At 61.1% G+C, this 16,240-nt stretch carries 10 protein-coding genes and 1 pseudogene; 8 read left to right on the top strand and 3 right to left on the bottom strand.

The window, feature by feature from the left end; all coding sequences use genetic code 11:
* The first annotated feature begins 51 nt into the window (after positions 1–51).
* A complete protein-coding gene (locus AB3X96_RS38315) occupies positions 52–8,628 on the top strand; it encodes a hemagglutinin repeat-containing protein (protein ID WP_368593840.1) in 8,577 nt (2,858 codons plus the stop codon).
* A 177-nt stretch (positions 8,629–8,805) separates the two neighbouring features.
* On the opposite strand, the gene AB3X96_RS38310 is transcribed toward AB3X96_RS38315, so the two are convergent.
* The gene (locus AB3X96_RS38310; protein WP_368593839.1) at positions 8,806–8,970 is read right to left on the bottom strand and encodes a SymE family type I addiction module toxin; all 165 of its coding nucleotides are present in this window, start codon (positions 8,968–8,970) and stop codon (positions 8,806–8,808) included.
* Positions 8,971–9,041: 71 nt separating this feature from the next.
* Between AB3X96_RS38310 and AB3X96_RS38305 the strand changes: the two genes are divergently transcribed.
* Positions 9,042–9,392 carry a hypothetical protein gene (locus tag AB3X96_RS38305; RefSeq protein ID WP_368593838.1) on the top strand — a complete coding sequence of 117 codons (351 nt, stop codon included), beginning with the start codon at positions 9,042–9,044 and terminating at the stop codon, positions 9,390–9,392.
* An 891-nt stretch (positions 9,393–10,283) separates the two neighbouring features.
* Here the strand turns inward: AB3X96_RS38305 and AB3X96_RS38300 are convergent.
* Entirely contained in the window at positions 10,284–10,481 is a 198-nt protein-coding gene (locus AB3X96_RS38300; protein WP_368593837.1) for a hypothetical protein, read from the bottom strand.
* On the opposite strand from AB3X96_RS38300, the pseudogene AB3X96_RS38295 reads away from it, so the two are divergent.
* From AB3X96_RS38295 to AB3X96_RS38270, 6 genes and pseudogenes are all read left to right on the top strand, one after another.
* Positions 10,468–10,857, top strand: a pseudogene (locus AB3X96_RS38295) (ShlB/FhaC/HecB family hemolysin secretion/activation protein); the annotation flags it as partial. The gene AB3X96_RS38300 and the pseudogene AB3X96_RS38295 overlap by 14 nt on opposite strands.
* 327 nt (positions 10,858–11,184) lie before the next feature.
* Complete coding sequence (locus AB3X96_RS38290) at positions 11,185–11,961, top strand: class I SAM-dependent methyltransferase (RefSeq protein WP_368593836.1); 777 nt, start codon at positions 11,185–11,187, stop codon at positions 11,959–11,961.
* Positions 11,958–13,703 carry a ShlB/FhaC/HecB family hemolysin secretion/activation protein gene (locus tag AB3X96_RS38285; protein ID WP_368593835.1) on the top strand — a complete coding sequence of 582 codons (1,746 nt, stop codon included), beginning with the start codon at positions 11,958–11,960 and terminating at the stop codon, positions 13,701–13,703. Before AB3X96_RS38290 ends, AB3X96_RS38285 begins: the two co-directional genes overlap by 4 nt.
* A gap of 57 nt (positions 13,704–13,760) precedes the next feature.
* Positions 13,761–14,441 (top strand): CsgG/HfaB family protein, encoded by a 681-nt coding sequence (locus AB3X96_RS38280; RefSeq protein WP_368593834.1) that lies wholly within the window; start codon positions 13,761–13,763, stop codon positions 14,439–14,441.
* Between the two features lie 86 nt (positions 14,442–14,527).
* Positions 14,528–14,881, top strand: coding sequence for a DUF4810 domain-containing protein (locus AB3X96_RS38275; protein WP_368593850.1), 354 nt, complete (start codon positions 14,528–14,530; stop codon positions 14,879–14,881).
* 10 nt (positions 14,882–14,891) lie between these two features.
* Positions 14,892–15,557: a DUF799 domain-containing protein gene (locus tag AB3X96_RS38270; RefSeq protein ID WP_368593833.1), complete on the top strand. Its 666-nt coding sequence runs from the start codon at positions 14,892–14,894 to the stop codon at positions 15,555–15,557.
* A gap of 271 nt (positions 15,558–15,828) precedes the next feature.
* Here the strand turns inward: AB3X96_RS38270 and AB3X96_RS38265 are convergent, their stop codons facing one another.
* Entirely contained in the window at positions 15,829–16,134 is a 306-nt protein-coding gene (locus AB3X96_RS38265) for a DUF4148 domain-containing protein (RefSeq protein WP_368593832.1), read from the bottom strand.
* Positions 16,135–16,240 lie beyond the last annotated feature (106 nt).

Here is a 16,240-nt window from a genome sequence, read left to right as displayed (position 1 = left end):
TTGATGCCGTTGCATTGCGCAGGACTTCATCGGGTATCACAGGTATAAGCAATGAATAACCGTTGTTATCGACTTGTTTTCAGCACGCTTCGAGGTATGCTCACTGCCGTTGCAGAAACTGCGATCGGTCACGGGAACTCCAGTCGCGGTGAAACCGGCTTATCGGTTGCGTTACAGTCTTTCACACTCTTTTCAATGCGTCATGTGGCCTTTGCCGTGCTGGTGCTGTGCGGACTCGCGCCCGCGCTTTCGGACGCGCAGATTGTCCCATCAGGTACACATGCGCCTGGCGTAGTCAGCACGGCAAACGGCCTGCCGCAGGTTAATATCAATAAACCGTCCGGTGCGGGTGTTTCTCTCAACACTTATTCACAGTTCGACGTCCAGAAGAATGGCGCGATTCTCAACAATTCTCCCGTTATAACGGGTACGCAATTGGCGGGGCAGATTAACGGCAATCCGAATTTCGGGCCGAACGACGCCGCGAAAATTATCGTCAATCAGGTCAATAGCAATAATCCGTCGCTGCTGCGCGGTTATGTCGAGGTCGCGGGCCGGAAAGCGGCGGCTGTCGTGATCGCCAATTCATCGGGGCTGGTCGTGGACGGCGGCGGTTTCATCAATACCTCGCGCGGCATCCTCACGACCGGCAATCCGCTGATCGACGGCAGTGGCAACCTAACCGGGTTCAACGTTACTGGCGGCACGATCACGGTTCAGGGCACGGGTCTGAACGCCACGAATATCGATCAGGTGGACCTCATCGCACGCGCGGTGCAGGCGAATGCAGCGATTTACGCCAGTACGCTGAACGTAGTCTCGGGTGCGAACAGCGTCGATTACGCGAGCCTGAACGCGACGCCCATCACGGGCAGCGGAGCCGCGCCGGGCGTGTCCATCGACGTATCGCAGCTCGGCGGCATGTACGCGAACCGTATCAAGCTGGTCGGTACAGAGAAGGGTGTCGGTGTGGCCAATGCAGGCACGATTGCCGCGCAGGCGGGCGACCTCACACTGACGAGTTCGGGCCAGCTCGTGCAGTCCGGCACGATGAACGCAAGCGGGAGCATCGGCATCAGTGCGGCGAGCGTCGCGAATAGCGGCACGATCTACGGGCAGCGGAATGCCACGATCGGCGCGACAGGCGCGCTAACGAATTCCGGAACACTTGCGGCGCAGCAAGACCTCATGGCCACGGCGGGCAGCGTCGCGTCGACGGGATTGCTCGGCGCGGGCGTCAGTCCTGACGGCAGTCTCGGCACCAGTGGCAATCTGTCGGTGACCTCGGCGGGGCTGCTGTCCGCTACGGGCCAGAACGCCGCCTCCGGCACCGTGACGCTTTACGGCGTGTCGCTCGATCTGGCCAATGCGCAGACGTGGGCAGGTACGGCGCTCGCGCTGACAGCGAGGGACGGTAACCTGAGCCTCGTCAACGCAATCACCGGCGCAGGCTCGTCCATTACGGCAAATGCGGCAGGCACGCTCGACAACAGCGCCGGCACCTTCAACGCGCCGCAACTCGCGATCCGTGCAGGCAACCTCACGAACCGCCGCGGCACGATCACGCAGACTGGCACGGGGCCGATTACGGTTGCCGTCTCCGGCACGCTGGACAACACCCGCGGCTCATTGCAGACGAACAGCGCCGATCTGGTGCTGAGCCCTGCCACGATCCTCAACGACGACGGCACGATCACCAGTTCGGGCGCCGGCACGCTGTCCGTGCAGACAGGCTCGCTGTCGAACAATGGCGGCACGCTTGCCACCAATGGCTCGCTCGACATGCAGGCAGGAGCGGTATCGAACCGGGGCGGCACGCTGGCGGCGCAGTCGTCGGCGGCATTCAGGGTTGGCTCGCTGGACAACAGTGCGGGTGGGCAGATCAGCGCGCGCGACGTATCGATTGCGGACACCGGGGCGTTCAGCAACGCCGGCGGCACCGTGCAGGCGAACGACACGTTAGGCATCAACGCACAGACGGTAGCGAACGACGGTGGGAGCATTTCCAACGCTGGTACGGGTGCGACTACCGTCACTGCGTCGGGTGCACTGTTGAACACAGCAAGCGGCCTGATTGGTGGCAATGGCGACGTGTCGGTGTCGGGCGGCAGCATCGACAATGGCGGCGGTTCGCTGGTCGCGGGCGGCGCACTGGCCGCGCAGTCAGGCGGCACACTGAACAACGCGGCGGGACTCATCCAGTCGGATGGTGATGCATTTGTCTCCGCACAAGGTGCGCTCACCAATGCGGGTGGGCAGATCGGCACGAACGGCAGGTCGGCTACCCTGGAGATTGCCGGCGCATCGCTCGACAATTCTTCGGGCCGCATCGCCAATACCGGTACGGGCGCAACGACGGTCAGCGCTGAATCGATCAGGAACAGCAATGGGAGCGGCGTAGCGGGCGCAGGGGTCATCGGCGGGAACGGCGATGTCATGGTCTCAGGCGCGTCGCTGTCGAATACCCAGGGTGGCCAGATCGTCGCGGGCAACAACCTGACCGTTTACGAATCGCAGTCCGTGGACAATTCGGACGGTACGCTATCGGGCGCGAACGACCTGACGCTCAACGGCGCAGGCGCGGCGGTTTCCAATGTGAACGGCTCGATCCATGGCAATGGCGTGGTCAGTCTCGATACCGCGTCGCTGGACAATACCTCGGGCAGGATCGGCAACGACCAGGGCAGCGGTGGCGGCGTCGTCATCACGACCGGCACCCTCACGAATCAGAACGGCGCGATCGGCAGCGATCAGAACCTGACGCTCACGACGAACCGGCTGGCGGGCGACGGCACGATCATCGTGGGTCGGGATGGCGCGGTGACGGTCAATGGCGACTACGTGAACCATGCTGCCAACCAGATGCAGGCCAACCGCAATCTGAGCTTCACTGTCGCGGGCAAGCTCACAAACCAGGGCACGCTGGGCGCGGTGAATGTGCTGACGGTGAATGCGGCGAACGTCGACAACCAGGCGGGCGCAGACCTGAACTCGGCCAGCACGACCGTCAATGCAACGAACGCAATCACCAACGAAGGCCGCATCGAGGGCGATACGGTCACGACGAACAGCGCGACGCTGACCAATACGGCGACCATCATCGGCAATACGGTGACGCTGACCGGCAGCCAGTCCATCGCGAATACCGGCGCCGCCGCGATCATTGCCGCGGCGGCGCAAGTGAACCTCTATTCGCCCGGCGATATATCGAACACAGGCGGCGCGAACGTCTTCAGCCTCGCAGACGTGAACCTCGCAGCGGATGGCACGCGCGACGCAAACGGCCTGCTGTCCAACCGCTCGAGCACGGTCACGAACGACCAGTCGACGATCCAGGCACAGGGCAACCTCCAAATCGCCGCACAGACGCTGACCAACTCGCGGCCCGCGCCGACGGTTCAGACCGTGACGACCGACGTCGAGACGGTCCACCAGACCAAGCGCGGCAAATACATGGCCTGTGCAACGGGCAATGCCGTGAGCGGTTACTGCTCGCAGTCGATGTGGGATAACGGCTACATTGCGCCGATCGACACGACGTTCTCCGCTTCGCAGATCATTTCACAAACGGCGGGCCCCAATCCGACGGACAATGTGCTCGTTGTGAACGTCAATGGCACGCAGCAGACGATCTGGTACAACTCGATCACGACCAACGGCGACGGCACGATCACCGTCAACTACTGGGACGACTACAACCCGAATATCAACTACCTGCCGTCAACCGAGTACGCAACCCGCAGCGACGGACACAAGGGCTACCAGCGCGTCGAGTACGCACGCGATACGACGACCACCACGCAGCAGGATCAGGTAACGGGCGCGCAGGCACAGCAGGGCCAACTGCTTGCGGGCGGCGACATGACGCTCGCGAACATCGGCACGCTGAACAACAGCTACAGTGCGATTGCGGCGGGTGGCTCGATCCAGATTGGCAGTACCACGCAGGACGGCTCGCTCGATCCGTCGGGCAGCGGCAACTACGGCGGCACCCAGGTGAACAACACCGGGCAGACGCTGTACCAGTACCAGCATCAGGACATCGTATCGACGTACGCATGGAACCAGAACATCACGCAGGACGTGGGCCAGGTGGTGGAACCGTCCGTCGTGTTCGCGCCGGTGGCGATCGGTGGAACGGGCGGCACAATCATCGCGAACAGGGCGGTGGTTATCAGTGGCACGGACATCAACAACACCAACGTCGCGGCGGCGAACTCGGCAACCGGAGCGACGGGCGGCACGCTCGGCGCCACCCAGGCGCTGGCGGCCCAGAAAGCGAATGTGCCACAAACGGTCGCGGACAGTTCAGGATCGCTGCATGTCACGCTGCCGACGAGCGGCCTGTATTCGCTACATACGGCACCGAATGCCCCCTACCTCGTCGAGACCGATCCGCGCTTCACGAGCTACACGAAGTTCATCAGCAGCGACTACATGCTTGGCGCATTGGGCCTGAATCCTCAGAGTGTGGAAAAGCGCCTCGGCGACGGACTCTACGAGGCACAGCTGGTACAAAACCAGATTACGCAACTCACCGGTCGCGTCTACCTGCAAGGCTACAGCAGCAACCTCGACGAATACACGGCGCTGATGACGGCGGGCGTGAATGTCGCGCAGCAATTTGGCCTGGCCGTTGGCGTCGCGCTGAGCGGGGCACAGATGGATGCGCTGACGAGCGATATCGTGTGGCTGGTCAGCCAGACAGTCACGCTGCCGGATGGCACGACGCAATCGGTGCTGGTTCCGCAGGTCTATCTGGCGCAGACGCATGCCGACGATCTGCAGCCTACGGGCGCGCTCATTGCCGCTGACGATGTCGAATTGCACGCGACGGGCAGCGTGAACAACAGCGGCACGATCAGGGGCGGTACGCAGACGGTCGTCACGGGCACCAATATCGTGAACCGGGCGGGCACGATCGCGAGCAGCGGCATGGACGGTACGACGGTCGTGTCGGCGACCAACGACGTGGTCAATGCATCGGGTCTCATCAGCGGCAACCGCGTCGCGGTGCTGGCGGGCCACGACATCGTCAACACGACGCTGGTCGACGCGACCGGAATCAGTTCGGCCGCCGGTGACAGCAAGGTCGGCCAGACGCTGCTAGGCGCGCAGGGCTTCATCGCGTCGACCGGTGACATGGTCATTGCCGCAGGCAATGATCTGACGGTGCACGGCGCGCACATCAACGCAGGTGGCGATGCGTCTATCAGCGCCGGTCACGACATCAATGTTGACACCGTGCAGTCCACGACTACGCAATCGGTGACGCTGAACGACCAGCATCATTGGGAGGCGAGCGGCACAACGAACCAGACGAGCGCGATATCGGCCGGTGGCGACCTCGCGATGCAGAGCGGCAACGACGCAACCTTCAGGGGTGCAACGGTGACGGCGGGCGGTGACATGGCGGTCGTCGCGGGCGGCAATCTGACGGCGACCACGGTTACGAACACCGCGACCTATAACAACGTCGCGACGGACGGCAGTTCCCGCAAGGAAGTCGATCACACGTACGACGAACACGCGCTCGGCACGACTTTTACTGCGGGCGGCAATGCGACGCTCGGCGCGGTCAGCACGGATGCTGGCAAGGGCAATGTGACGCTCACCGGCTCGAGTCTGACCGCCGGCAGGACGAACGGCGTGGATAGCGGCGCGGGCACGGCCACGATCGCGGCATCCGGTAACGTCACCATCAATGAGGCCCGCGAGGAGCACGACAGCTACCAGGCGGTCGAGTCGAAGCGCGGCAGTTTCGTCAGCAGCACGACGACCGACACCATGCAGGACACGCGCGCCAGTATCGCTGTGGGCAGTCTCGTATCGGGCGATACGGTCAACATCCAGTCGGGACACGATCTGACGGTTCAGGGCAGCACGATCGTCGGCACGAACGATGTATCGCTCGCTGCCGCGCATGACGTGAACATCACCACGTCACAGGACATCCTGCAGTCGTCCAGCAGCTATCAGGAGAAGCACACGGGCTTGGGAACGAGCGGACTTTCCGTCACGGTCGGCACCAGCAAGCTCGCGACGACTGACGAGGCGTCGAGCGCCACGAACAGCGCGAGCGCGGTCGGCTCACTGAGCGGCAACCTGTCAATCCAGGCGGGCAACACCCTGCATGTCACGGGCAGTGATCTGATCGCGGGCCAGAATTTTACGGGCACGGCCGCCAACGTCATCATCGATGCGGCCACCGATACCTCGCACCAGGCGCAGACGCAGAAGACCAGCAGCAGCGGCTTCACGATTGGTCTGGCGGGTTCGGTCGGCGATGCGGGCAACAACGCGTATTCGGAAAGTCAGGCAGCGAAGAATTCGGCCAGCACGGGCAATGACCGCGCCGCCGCTTTGCACAGCATTGCGGCGGCGGGCGATGTGGCGATAGCGGGTATGGGGGCGAAAACCCTGGCCGATGGTGGCAAGCCCGACATCGGCATCAAGGTCAGCATCGGATCGAGCAAAAGCGAAAGCCAGTCGTCGGAAGACCAGACGATGCAGCGCGGCTCCAGCGTGCAGGCAGGCGGCACGGCGGGATTCGTGGCAACGAATGGCGACCTGACTATCGCCGGCTCGAACGTCAGCGCGAACGATGTCATTCTGGCGGCGAAAAACCAGGTGAACGTCATCAATACGACCGACACCGATTCGACGCGTAGCTCGAACAGCTCCAGCAGTGCAAGCGTTGGCGTGCAGTACACGCTGGGCGGCGGCTTTGGCGTTTCGGCTGCGATGTCGAACGCGCATGGCGACGCGAACAGCGACGCGTCGATCCAGAACGCGTCGCATGTGAACGGCGCGAACAGCGTCACGGTGATATCGGGCGGCGACACGAACGTGATCGGCTCGCAGATCAATGGCAGGCAGATCGCGGCCGACGTGGGCGGCAACCTGAATAGCGTGAGCGTGCAGGGCGTGACGAACAGCGCCGCGCACCAGAGCAGCACGGGCGGCGGGTTCACAATCAGCCAGGGCGGCGGCAGCGCCAGCTTCAGCGCGCAGAACGGACATGCCGATTCAAACTATGCAGGTGTCAACGAGCAGGCGGGCATCAATGCGGGAGATGGCGGGTTCAACATCAACGTCAAGGGCAACACGGACCTGACGGGCGGTGTGATATCGAGCACGGCCGACGCGTCGAACAACAGCCTGACGACCGGCACGCTCACGTTCAGCGACATCCAGGACCAGTCGCACTACAGCGCCAACAGCAACGGGATCAGCGCGGGCGTGGGCTTCGGTGGCAACACCGGCAAGGCGGTTGGCCCCGGTTCTGTGACTGGCACACCGGGCGTTACGCCGATGATCGCGCAGAACGAGAATGGCGACGAAAGCGCCACCACGCGCAGTGCGGTCAGCGCGGGTGCGATCAACATCACGGACGGCGCGAAGCAGACGCAGGATGTGGCAAGCCTGAGCCGAGATACAACGAATACCAACGGGACGGTCTCGAAAACGCCGGACGTGAACGCTATCCTCTCTCAGCAGGCGGACACGATGGCGGCGGCGCAGGCGGCAGGCCAGGTGGTCGCGCAGGGTATTGGCGCGTATGCTGAATCGAAGCTGGAGGCGGCGCAGAAAGCCGGTGACGCGGCCCGAGAGGCCGCGTGGGATGAGGGTGGGACCAACCGGGTAGCCCTTCACATTGTTGGGGGTGCGTTGATCGGTGGGCTGGGTGGCGGCAGTCTCGGAACAGCCCTGCAGGGTGCTGCGGGCGCCGGGCTATCGGCAGCGCTGGCGCCGCAACTGAACAGCCTGTCCAAGGGAATCGCGGAGAGTACTGGCTCGACGCTGCTGGGCAACCTGGCATCGAACGTGCTGGCGTCGGCGGGTGGTGCGCTCGTGGGAGTTTCGGCAGGGGCGGCCACGGCAGCCAATGCGGATCTGTACAACCGGCAGTTGCATTCGAAGGAAGAGACGCTTGCAGACAGGCTGGCCGATGAAAGCGGCGGCAAGTACACCGCGCAGCAGATCGACGACCAGATGGCGCAGATGAACCTGACGGCAAACGGCCAGGCGGAATCGGGCGGTGTGCGGGTGGCGGTCGGGGATCCGCCCAACGATGGAACGAACTGGACGCCGTACGGCGTGAACCAGGCTGGACAGCAGGTGTGGGCGCAGAGCCTTGGAGCGGGCGATCCCAATTTGCAGGCGTACATTGTGAATGGTGCACAGGGCAGCGGCCTGACGTATCAGGCAACGACGACTGGTTCGAATCCGGGCCTGTTCCGGTTGCCTGACTTTGTGAACTTCCAGGTGGATTACTTCGTGGGCAGTGTGTGGGGAACATTTACGCGGGACGGCAATTCGTTCTTTGGATATGGTGTGAATCTTGGCATTCCAAATTCCGTAGGCGCTGGTGTTAATGTTTCCGCTGGCTATCTGAACACAACATCAGTCAGCCTTGGGCAGACGAATAACTTCGCCGGGGGATATGCTGGCGGTGGCTCTGCTCTATACGGTGGTTTGGGCGGCGGCATTATGGTGTCGCCTGGAAATGGAACTGCGACTGTCATCGGTTTCGGTGCGGGTACAAACGTAGGCAAGACCGATAACCCTGCATCAGTGGGCTGGGGCTTCTCTAACGATCAAGGTAAGACTGGAATCAGGTGGTAGCGCTATGGGACCGTCGATTACATCAACGCCAAAAACTCGGACGCAAAAAATCGTCTGGTGGTGCGCCTTCACGGCCATGATGGGCTTTATCGTCTACGTGATCGTAAAGAACATCTTCTTTAGCTGAAGCGACAGTCCCGGCCTTGCGCCGGGGTGGTCTGTTATTTATGGAGTCGTTCAGTCTGGGGTAGTGACGAGGCGGCCGTACTGTACCTCGATCTTTACGCGCTGGCCGGGTTCGAAGCCGGCGTGTTCAAGCCACATGCCGACGATGCGAAGCCAGGGAGAGAAGGTGGGCGTTCGCCAGGGCCTGCCGGGTTTCGGTGAAGGTCGCCAGCGCATGAGTTGCTGGACGGTGGCGCGGCGCTCGGGATGAGTTCGGCGCGGGTCTAGCGGGTTCGTATGGCGGTCTGTTGTGGAATGTAGGCGTCAATGCGTTTGGTGGCGCCACGACAACAGCGCTTAATGACATCCTGCAAGGGAAGAATGACAGCGTCATTGGCGCCGGCCTCGCGTGCAGTGTGTTTAGCACAGTTGGCTATAGCGCCGGTTCGATTACGGCAAATACGATTAACTCAATAATGAGGCCGACGATCAATAACGCTGGCTCTTGGGCTGGTAGCGGAGTATGGTCAGGGAGCGGATACAATCTCTTCAACCCTAACAATACTGCTGTCATTGGTGGTGGCTTCACCGGGGGAACTCTGCAGGAAATTGTGCAAGGTGCGATTAATGGAGCGCAGCAGGCGGGAAACAAAAAATGATCGGTCGATTGGTTACGTTGTTCTTCTGCACTTCCTGCATCTGGTTTGTTGCCTGCTTAATTGCATGGGTGGGAGGCAGCTATACATATGCCAAATTTAATGATTTGCACTACTCTGTTGGATGGAATGACATTATTACGATCATCCGGATTGCGCTCGTCATAGCGGCAGGCTTCACACTCATAACCTGGCTGAAAGTGCGAAATTCCTAAACAATAATGCGGGTTCGCAGTATCTCCAGAATAGGACGGCCAATCCGGTGGATGTGGCGACCAGCTTGGTACTGGCATGGCGGGTGTATATGGCGGGCTGCTGTGGAATATGGGTGTGAACGCCGCCGACGGGCGGCCGGGACGGAGCTCAACAATGCGATATACGGCAAGAGCGACAGCATTGCGGGATCGGCGTTGACCAGCGGCCTGCTGTCCAGTTTAGGTTATGGAGTCGGTGAACTTGGTGAGTCCGGGGTCAACTCTGTCCTTAATCCGACCAATTAATACGCCGAATTGGGCGTCAACTGGATCATGGTCCGGTAGTGATTGGAATTTGCCTAATCCCAATAACTTCGGTCCTATCGGAGGATCGATCGGCGGAGCGTCGGGGCACGACCGTGGTTTAAGGGTTGATGTGACTAAAGGAATCGGCCGCATTGTTGTGGAAATATCACGGGTCCAGAATTTCGCCGTCCCCCGGTAGGTCCGCGCCGCTCTACGTGGCCCTACCGCTTCGCCGAATTGTTCTTCGGTACGATCGCGAAGGCGACGATGGTCATCGCCGTTTTGCTTCTTGTTGCTCTCGAAATTTTCAGTGGTGGTACAGGTGGAGGCATAGGCGACCTTCCAACAACTCGCAGAGGTTGGCGAAATCTATTGTTCGTGATGCTGACGATTCTCATCGTTGTTGCGCTTGGTATTTATTTCTTTTCCCCCACGGCGAGTCGCCCACATCGCTGAGACGATCGGGCAGTACCGTGGGCAAGCTCGAGGCGCAAAGGGGGATCGCTTCAACCGGCAACTGCGCGCCATTGGCGAATGTCCGCACAGCAATAATTATCAGCATCAGGAATTGAAGAACGATGAACATCAGCAAGAGGCTATCGCTTCTGCCATTGATAGCCTCTGCCTCGCTCGCGGGGCAGGCTGTCCACGCACAACAGGCCCCGACGCCCGCTGACAAAGCAGCAGCGGCACGCGCCGACGCCGAGCAGAACCGCCAGATGCAGCAGCAACGGGATGTCCAGCAACGCGAGGCAACCGTTGCTGCTCCCTCGGTGCGCTCGACTGTACCTCCGAGGGAAGGCTGGCCTGCATTGCCAACCGAAACGCCCTGTTTCCGCATCGATACGTTCGCGCTCGACGTGCCTGCAACAGTGCCGGAAGCCGTTCGCTCGCAGGGCGCATCCGCGCTACCGCAGGACCGCTTCGCGTTCGCGCGCAAATGGCTCGACCACTACACGGGGCAATGCGGGACTCGACACGATCACGATCAATTGTTTGGGCGCTGCTAATGAAAATAGTGGCGAAATTAATTTAAAAATTTCTTCGGCGTTCAAATAATCAATGCAGTTTATGCGTATGTCGTGCCGTTGCCGGTTACATAGCGTCTTCCCTTTCTTTCGTAGTCCACGCCCAGAAGCCGCCCTTTGTTTTTTGGGGAGGCGCATGCGAGAGCGCATGATTTTATCGGTGGACAGTTTTGCGGGTTGTACCTCCATGCACAATCAACAATGAGTAAACCACAAATGAGTAGACCACGTTTCAGCCACGTGTCAGGGTACACGGCGTACATGCGCATGATTCACGACGATATCGTGAAGCGCGCTGCGCCAGGCTCGAGGATTCTCGACCTACCTGCGGGAAACGGCCTGTTTGGGGAGCGCCTGCGCGTTCTCGGATACGACGTCACCTGTGCAGACCTGAACGAGGCGCACCCCGAGTTCGGGAAGGTCAACATGGAGGAACCTCTTCCCTTCCCGAGTGAAACATTTGATGTCACGGTATGCATGGAAGGCATCGAGCACGTGCTTCGGCAGCGGCAACTGCTTTCCGAGCTGGTACGTGTGACAAAAGCCGGCGGCCTGATCTATATCAGCACCCCAAATGTTTCGTGCCTGTGGTCCCGCATCGTTCTGTTGATGTGCGGGTACTTCTATCAATTCAAGCCCTCGGCGCAATTGATCGGCGATGAAAGATCGACCTTCGACAAGGGCCATATATCACCCATCGACGTTTACACCCTTGGCTATGTGATGGCAGCGCGCGGAGCGGGGCTAGTCTTTGCTACCGCGGACCGGGTCAAGAAGGCGGTCGTCGTGTGTCCGCTGGCGATCGTTCTTTATCCGTTCGCGCGCTGGAGCGCCGCACACATCCACCGGCGACTGCACCCGCGATTCTTCGAGCGCAAAGAGGCGCATCCGGCGTACTTCAACCTCAGGGTCTTCACCGGTCGATCCCTCATCGCCGCGTTTCGCAAAACGAGCCACGACCTGCGAGGACCGGCTATCCGGACGTACGCAGCGCCATTGCGTTGCTGCAGCATAGACGAGCCAATCTTGCGCACCTCCCAATGACCCTGCGCACAAATTCCCTGCTGTTCTTCGCATCCGTAGTGGCCTTTGACGCGGCGGCGCAGACGCCTATCCCCGCCGAACAGGCGGCCGCGGGCCGTGCGAACGCCGAACAGCAGCAACAAGTCCAGCAGCAACACGACGCCGGGCAGCGAGCGGCAACTGTCGCCGCACCGGTCGTGCGGTCAACGGTACCTGTGAACGAAGCTTGGCCTGAACTGCCAGCCGAAACGCCCTGTTTCCGCATCGATACGTTCGCGCTCGACGTGCCGGCAACACTACCGGAAGCCGTCCGCTCGCAAGGCGCATCCGCGCTGCCGCAGGACCGCTTCGCGTTCGCTCGCGAGTGGCTCGATCACTACCAGCGCCAATGCGTCGGCCAGAAAGGGCTCGACGTGCTCACAAAGGGCCTGCAGGCAGAGATTCTGAGCCGCGGATACATCACCACGCGCGTGATGCTGCCAACGCAGGATCTTTCAACGGGCACGCTAAAACTCGCCCTCGTGCCCGGCGTCGTCCGTCATCTTAAGTTCGCGGACGAGTCCACACGCGGCACCTGGAAGACAGCCTTCTCCGCCCGCGACGGCGATCTGCTCCAGCTTCGTGATCTCGAACAGGGACTCGAGCAGATGAAGCGTGTTCCAAACCAGGACGCAACCATGCAGATCGTCCCCGGCGACGCGCCCGCAGAAAGCGACGTGGCAATTACTGTCAAGCGTTCAAAGCCATGGTCGCTTGCCCTGTCGGCCGACAACTCAGGCACGAACGAAACGGGCCGATATATCGGCAATGTGACGCTTGGACTATATAACCTGCTCGGCCTGAACGACATTCTCTCGGCCGGTTACAACCAGGACTTGCAGTTCGGCAATCACGACTTCGGTACACACGGCTGGAACGCTTCGTATTCGGTGCCGTGGGGCTACTGGAGCGGCACGCTGTATGGCTACACGAACACCTACTACCAGCAGATCGCGGCGGTCAACGGCACCTTCGTGGCAAGCGGCAATGCGCAGACGGCCGGTCTAAAGTTCGAACGTGTCTTTCACCGCAGCCAGAACGATGTGTCGGGAGTCGAATTCCAGCTGATCAAGCGCTTCGGGGCAAGCTTTATCGAGGGCACCGAAATCCCGCAGCAGCAGCGCGACAACACCTTCATCGAGGCGGGGCTCACTAACCGGCATTACTTCGGCGCGGCGCAGTTCGATGGAACACTGGCCTACCGCCAAGGTACCGGCGGGTTCGGCGCACAGTCCGACACGCCGGGTGGCCCAACCTACCGCTTCCACATGGCGACGCTCGACGCCAATCTCTCAGTGCCGTTCCAGGCGGCAGGCCAGTCGCTGCGCTACGTGGGAACCGTACACGGTCAATTCACCAATGACGAGTTGAACTACGTCGACGACCTGACGATCGGCAGCCGCTACACGGTGCGCGGTTTCAGTGGCCAGACGATGCTCGCGGCGGAAAAGGGCTTCTACTGGCGCAATGAACTTCAGTACCCGCTCGGGCAGTGGGGACAGGTGCTGTATGCCGGTCTCGACTACGGCCACGTGTGGGGGCCGTCGGCAGCGAACCTCGCGGGCACGCAACTCGCGGGCGCGGCCATTGGCGTGAAAGGCTCCGTGCCGTCGCGTTTCGGCGCATACAGCTATGACGTGTTCGCGGGCACGCCGATCTACAAGCCGGCCGGATTCGATGCCGCACGCGTCGCATTGGGTTTCCAGGTAACCGCGCAATTCTGAATTTTCCCCGCCGACGCTATCGGGGTTTCTGTCGTTTCAACAAAGAGGAAAAACAAAATGAAGTCATCAAAATCATATGCGCTTGGAACCGTGGCTGTTGCCGTCGTGGTGGCGCTGGGCGGCTGTGCAACGGAGTCGTCGCGCTCACTGCCGGTACCGCCCGTCGCCAGCGCCCAGAAACCGGCCGTGGGCCAACCCATCGGCATTTCAGTCGGCAAGTTCGACAACCGCTCGAGCTATATGCGCGGGATCTTCTCGGACGGCATTGACCGTCTCGGTGGTCAGGCCAAAACGATCCTGATCACGTCTCTCCAGCAGAGCGGCCGCTTCAATGTGCTCGATCGCGACAACCTCGACGAAATCCGCCAGGAAGCGGGCTTCCTCAAAAAGGCCCAGTCGATCAAGGGTGCGCGCTTCGTCGTCACCGGCGATGTCACGGAATTCGGTCGCAAGGAGGTCGGCGACCGGCAGCTGTTCGGCATCCTTGGCCGCGGCAAGAGTCAGGTGGCCTATGCAAAGGTCAGCCTGAACGTCGTCGATACGACGACATCCGAAGTCGCGGCGTCGAGCCAGGGCGCGGGTGAGTTCAGCCTTTCGAACCGTGAAGTCATCGGTTTCGGCGGCACCGCCGGCTACGACTCCACACTGAACGGCAAGGTGCTCGATCTGGCGATCCAGGAGGCCGTCAATCACCTCGTCGAGCAGGTTGATGCAGGCATGCTCAAGGCCGCACAGTAAATGCGTGCTGGTCTATTGCGTTCGATCCACGTCCAACCGCACCAGCAATCAACATGATGACGCGATTCACGATGAAACATAACCGCATGATGCGGAGAATCTATTTGCCAGTAGCGATGGCAGCCGTGCTCCTCTCGGGATGCGCGGCCAACAGCCCCCCGCCGCTTTACCAGTGGACCGGCTACCAGCCGGCCGTGTACGACTATCTCAAGGGTGAAAAGGCACCGCAGGAGCAGATCGAGGCGCTCGAAAAGTCCCTCCAGGATATCCGGGGCAACGGGCACACGCCGCCGCCCGGATTTCATGCGCAACTGGGCATGCTGTACGCGAGTGTCGGCAACGACACCCAGGCCATGCAGGGATTCGAGTCCGAGAAGCAGCTGTTTCCGGAATCCTCGACCTACATGGACTTCCTGATGAAGAAACCGAAACAGCGCTGAGCTAGTCACCATGTCCAAGATTCTTTCCCTCAAACTCTGGTTTGCTCTGTCGACTGTCGCACTGCTGGCCGCGTGCGCGCAACCCGCTAAGCACGCCGACTACACGGACTTCAGGAACAGTCGGCCACGCTCGATCCTCGTGCTGCCGCCGATCAACGAAACGACTGATGTTCAGGCGACCAACAGCATGCTCTCGCAGATGACGATGCCGCTCGGCGAATCCGGCTACTACGTGGTACCGGTGGCGGTGATGGACGAAACGTTCAGGCAGAACGGCCTGACGATCGCGACGGAGATCGAAGCGACCTCGCCCGCGAAGCTGCGCGAAATCTTCGGTGCCGACGCGGCCCTGTATTCGAAGATCACGCAGTACGGCACCGTATATCACGTGCTCGACAGTGCGACAGTCGTCACGGCATCCGCCAAACTGGTCGATCTCAAGACCGGTGACGTGCTATGGCAGGGTAGTGCGAGCGCCAACAGCAACGAGGGCGACAACTATGCTGGAGGTGGCCTGATCGGCATGCTCGTCACGGCTGCAGTCAAGCAGATTGCGAATTCGCTGACGGACAGGGGACACGATATCGCCGGCGTGACGAGCTATCGGCTTCTGCATGCCGGGCCGCCGAACGGACTGTTGTACGGGCCACGGTCACCCAAATACGGCACCGACTGAACGCTCCGAGGTCAGCAAAAAACGGCTTGCGCTTTCTGTCGCTTCAATGCAAATGCGCCCGCGAAGCCACTTCGCGGGCGCACAACGGCGAGTGCCGTGAACTACAGAAAGCCAACGCTCAATGCTGTACCGGGCGATACGGCGTCCACACGGGCGTATCGGTATCCCAGTTATCGAGTTCCGATGGTGTCATGATGTGCTCCTTGATGAAGAGGCGCGCGCTTCTAGTGCGGCAGGCGCGCCGGTTTCCGAATCAACCTCTGCCAACTCGTTACTGGCCCTTCGCGACGCGCGTCACTTCGCCGTTGGTCCCTTCCTGCAACGCGATGCGCGCGGCCTGCGTCTCGCCGATCAGGCCTTTGTTCGGATACGACGTGCGATTCAGCGAGGGCAGCGAGCCGTCGCGATACGCGGCGACCAGTTCGGCCTTGACCTCGGCGCGCGTCTTCGTGCTCGCGCTCGGCGCCGGTTGCGTGTCATAGGTTCCTGCACGGCCGATACCGCCGCCGCCTTCCGCAAATGCCGGAACGCTGACGAGCAGCGACAGGGCGAGGCCTGCCAACAGATTACGTTTCATGATTCACTCCTGTCGATTCATTGGCAGCGTGATTGCGCTGCGACAGGGTGAAATGTAGACGTTGACGTGTTGCGGATAAATCGCGGTTTTGCGAAATGAATTGTCG

Source organism: Paraburkholderia sp. BR13439 (assembly GCF_040948805.1).
Taxonomy (GTDB): Bacteria; Pseudomonadota; Gammaproteobacteria; order Burkholderiales; family Burkholderiaceae; genus Paraburkholderia; species Paraburkholderia youngii.
Note: the sequence above shows the minus strand (reverse complement) of the source record. Positions and strands in the feature narration are given on the sequence as shown.

Coding starts and splice junctions, on each gene's coding strand:
- AB3X96_RS38290 (WP_368593836.1), top strand. CDS start 11,185: ATGATTCACGACGATATCGTGAAGCGCGCTGCGCCAGGCTCGAGGATT.
- AB3X96_RS38285 (WP_368593835.1), top strand. CDS start 11,958: ATGACCCTGCGCACAAATTCCCTGCTGTTCTTCGCATCCGTAGTGGCC.
- AB3X96_RS38275 (WP_368593850.1), top strand. CDS start 14,528: ATGATGCGGAGAATCTATTTGCCAGTAGCGATGGCAGCCGTGCTCCTC.
- AB3X96_RS38310 (WP_368593839.1), bottom strand. CDS start 8,970: ATGCGCTGGCGACCTTCACCGAAACCCGGCAGGCCCTGGCGAACGCCC.
- AB3X96_RS38280 (WP_368593834.1), top strand. CDS start 13,761: ATGAAGTCATCAAAATCATATGCGCTTGGAACCGTGGCTGTTGCCGTC.
- AB3X96_RS38265 (WP_368593832.1), bottom strand. CDS start 16,134: ATGAAACGTAATCTGTTGGCAGGCCTCGCCCTGTCGCTGCTCGTCAGC.
- AB3X96_RS38270 (WP_368593833.1), top strand. CDS start 14,892: ATGTCCAAGATTCTTTCCCTCAAACTCTGGTTTGCTCTGTCGACTGTC.
- AB3X96_RS38315 (WP_368593840.1), top strand. CDS start 52: ATGAATAACCGTTGTTATCGACTTGTTTTCAGCACGCTTCGAGGTATG.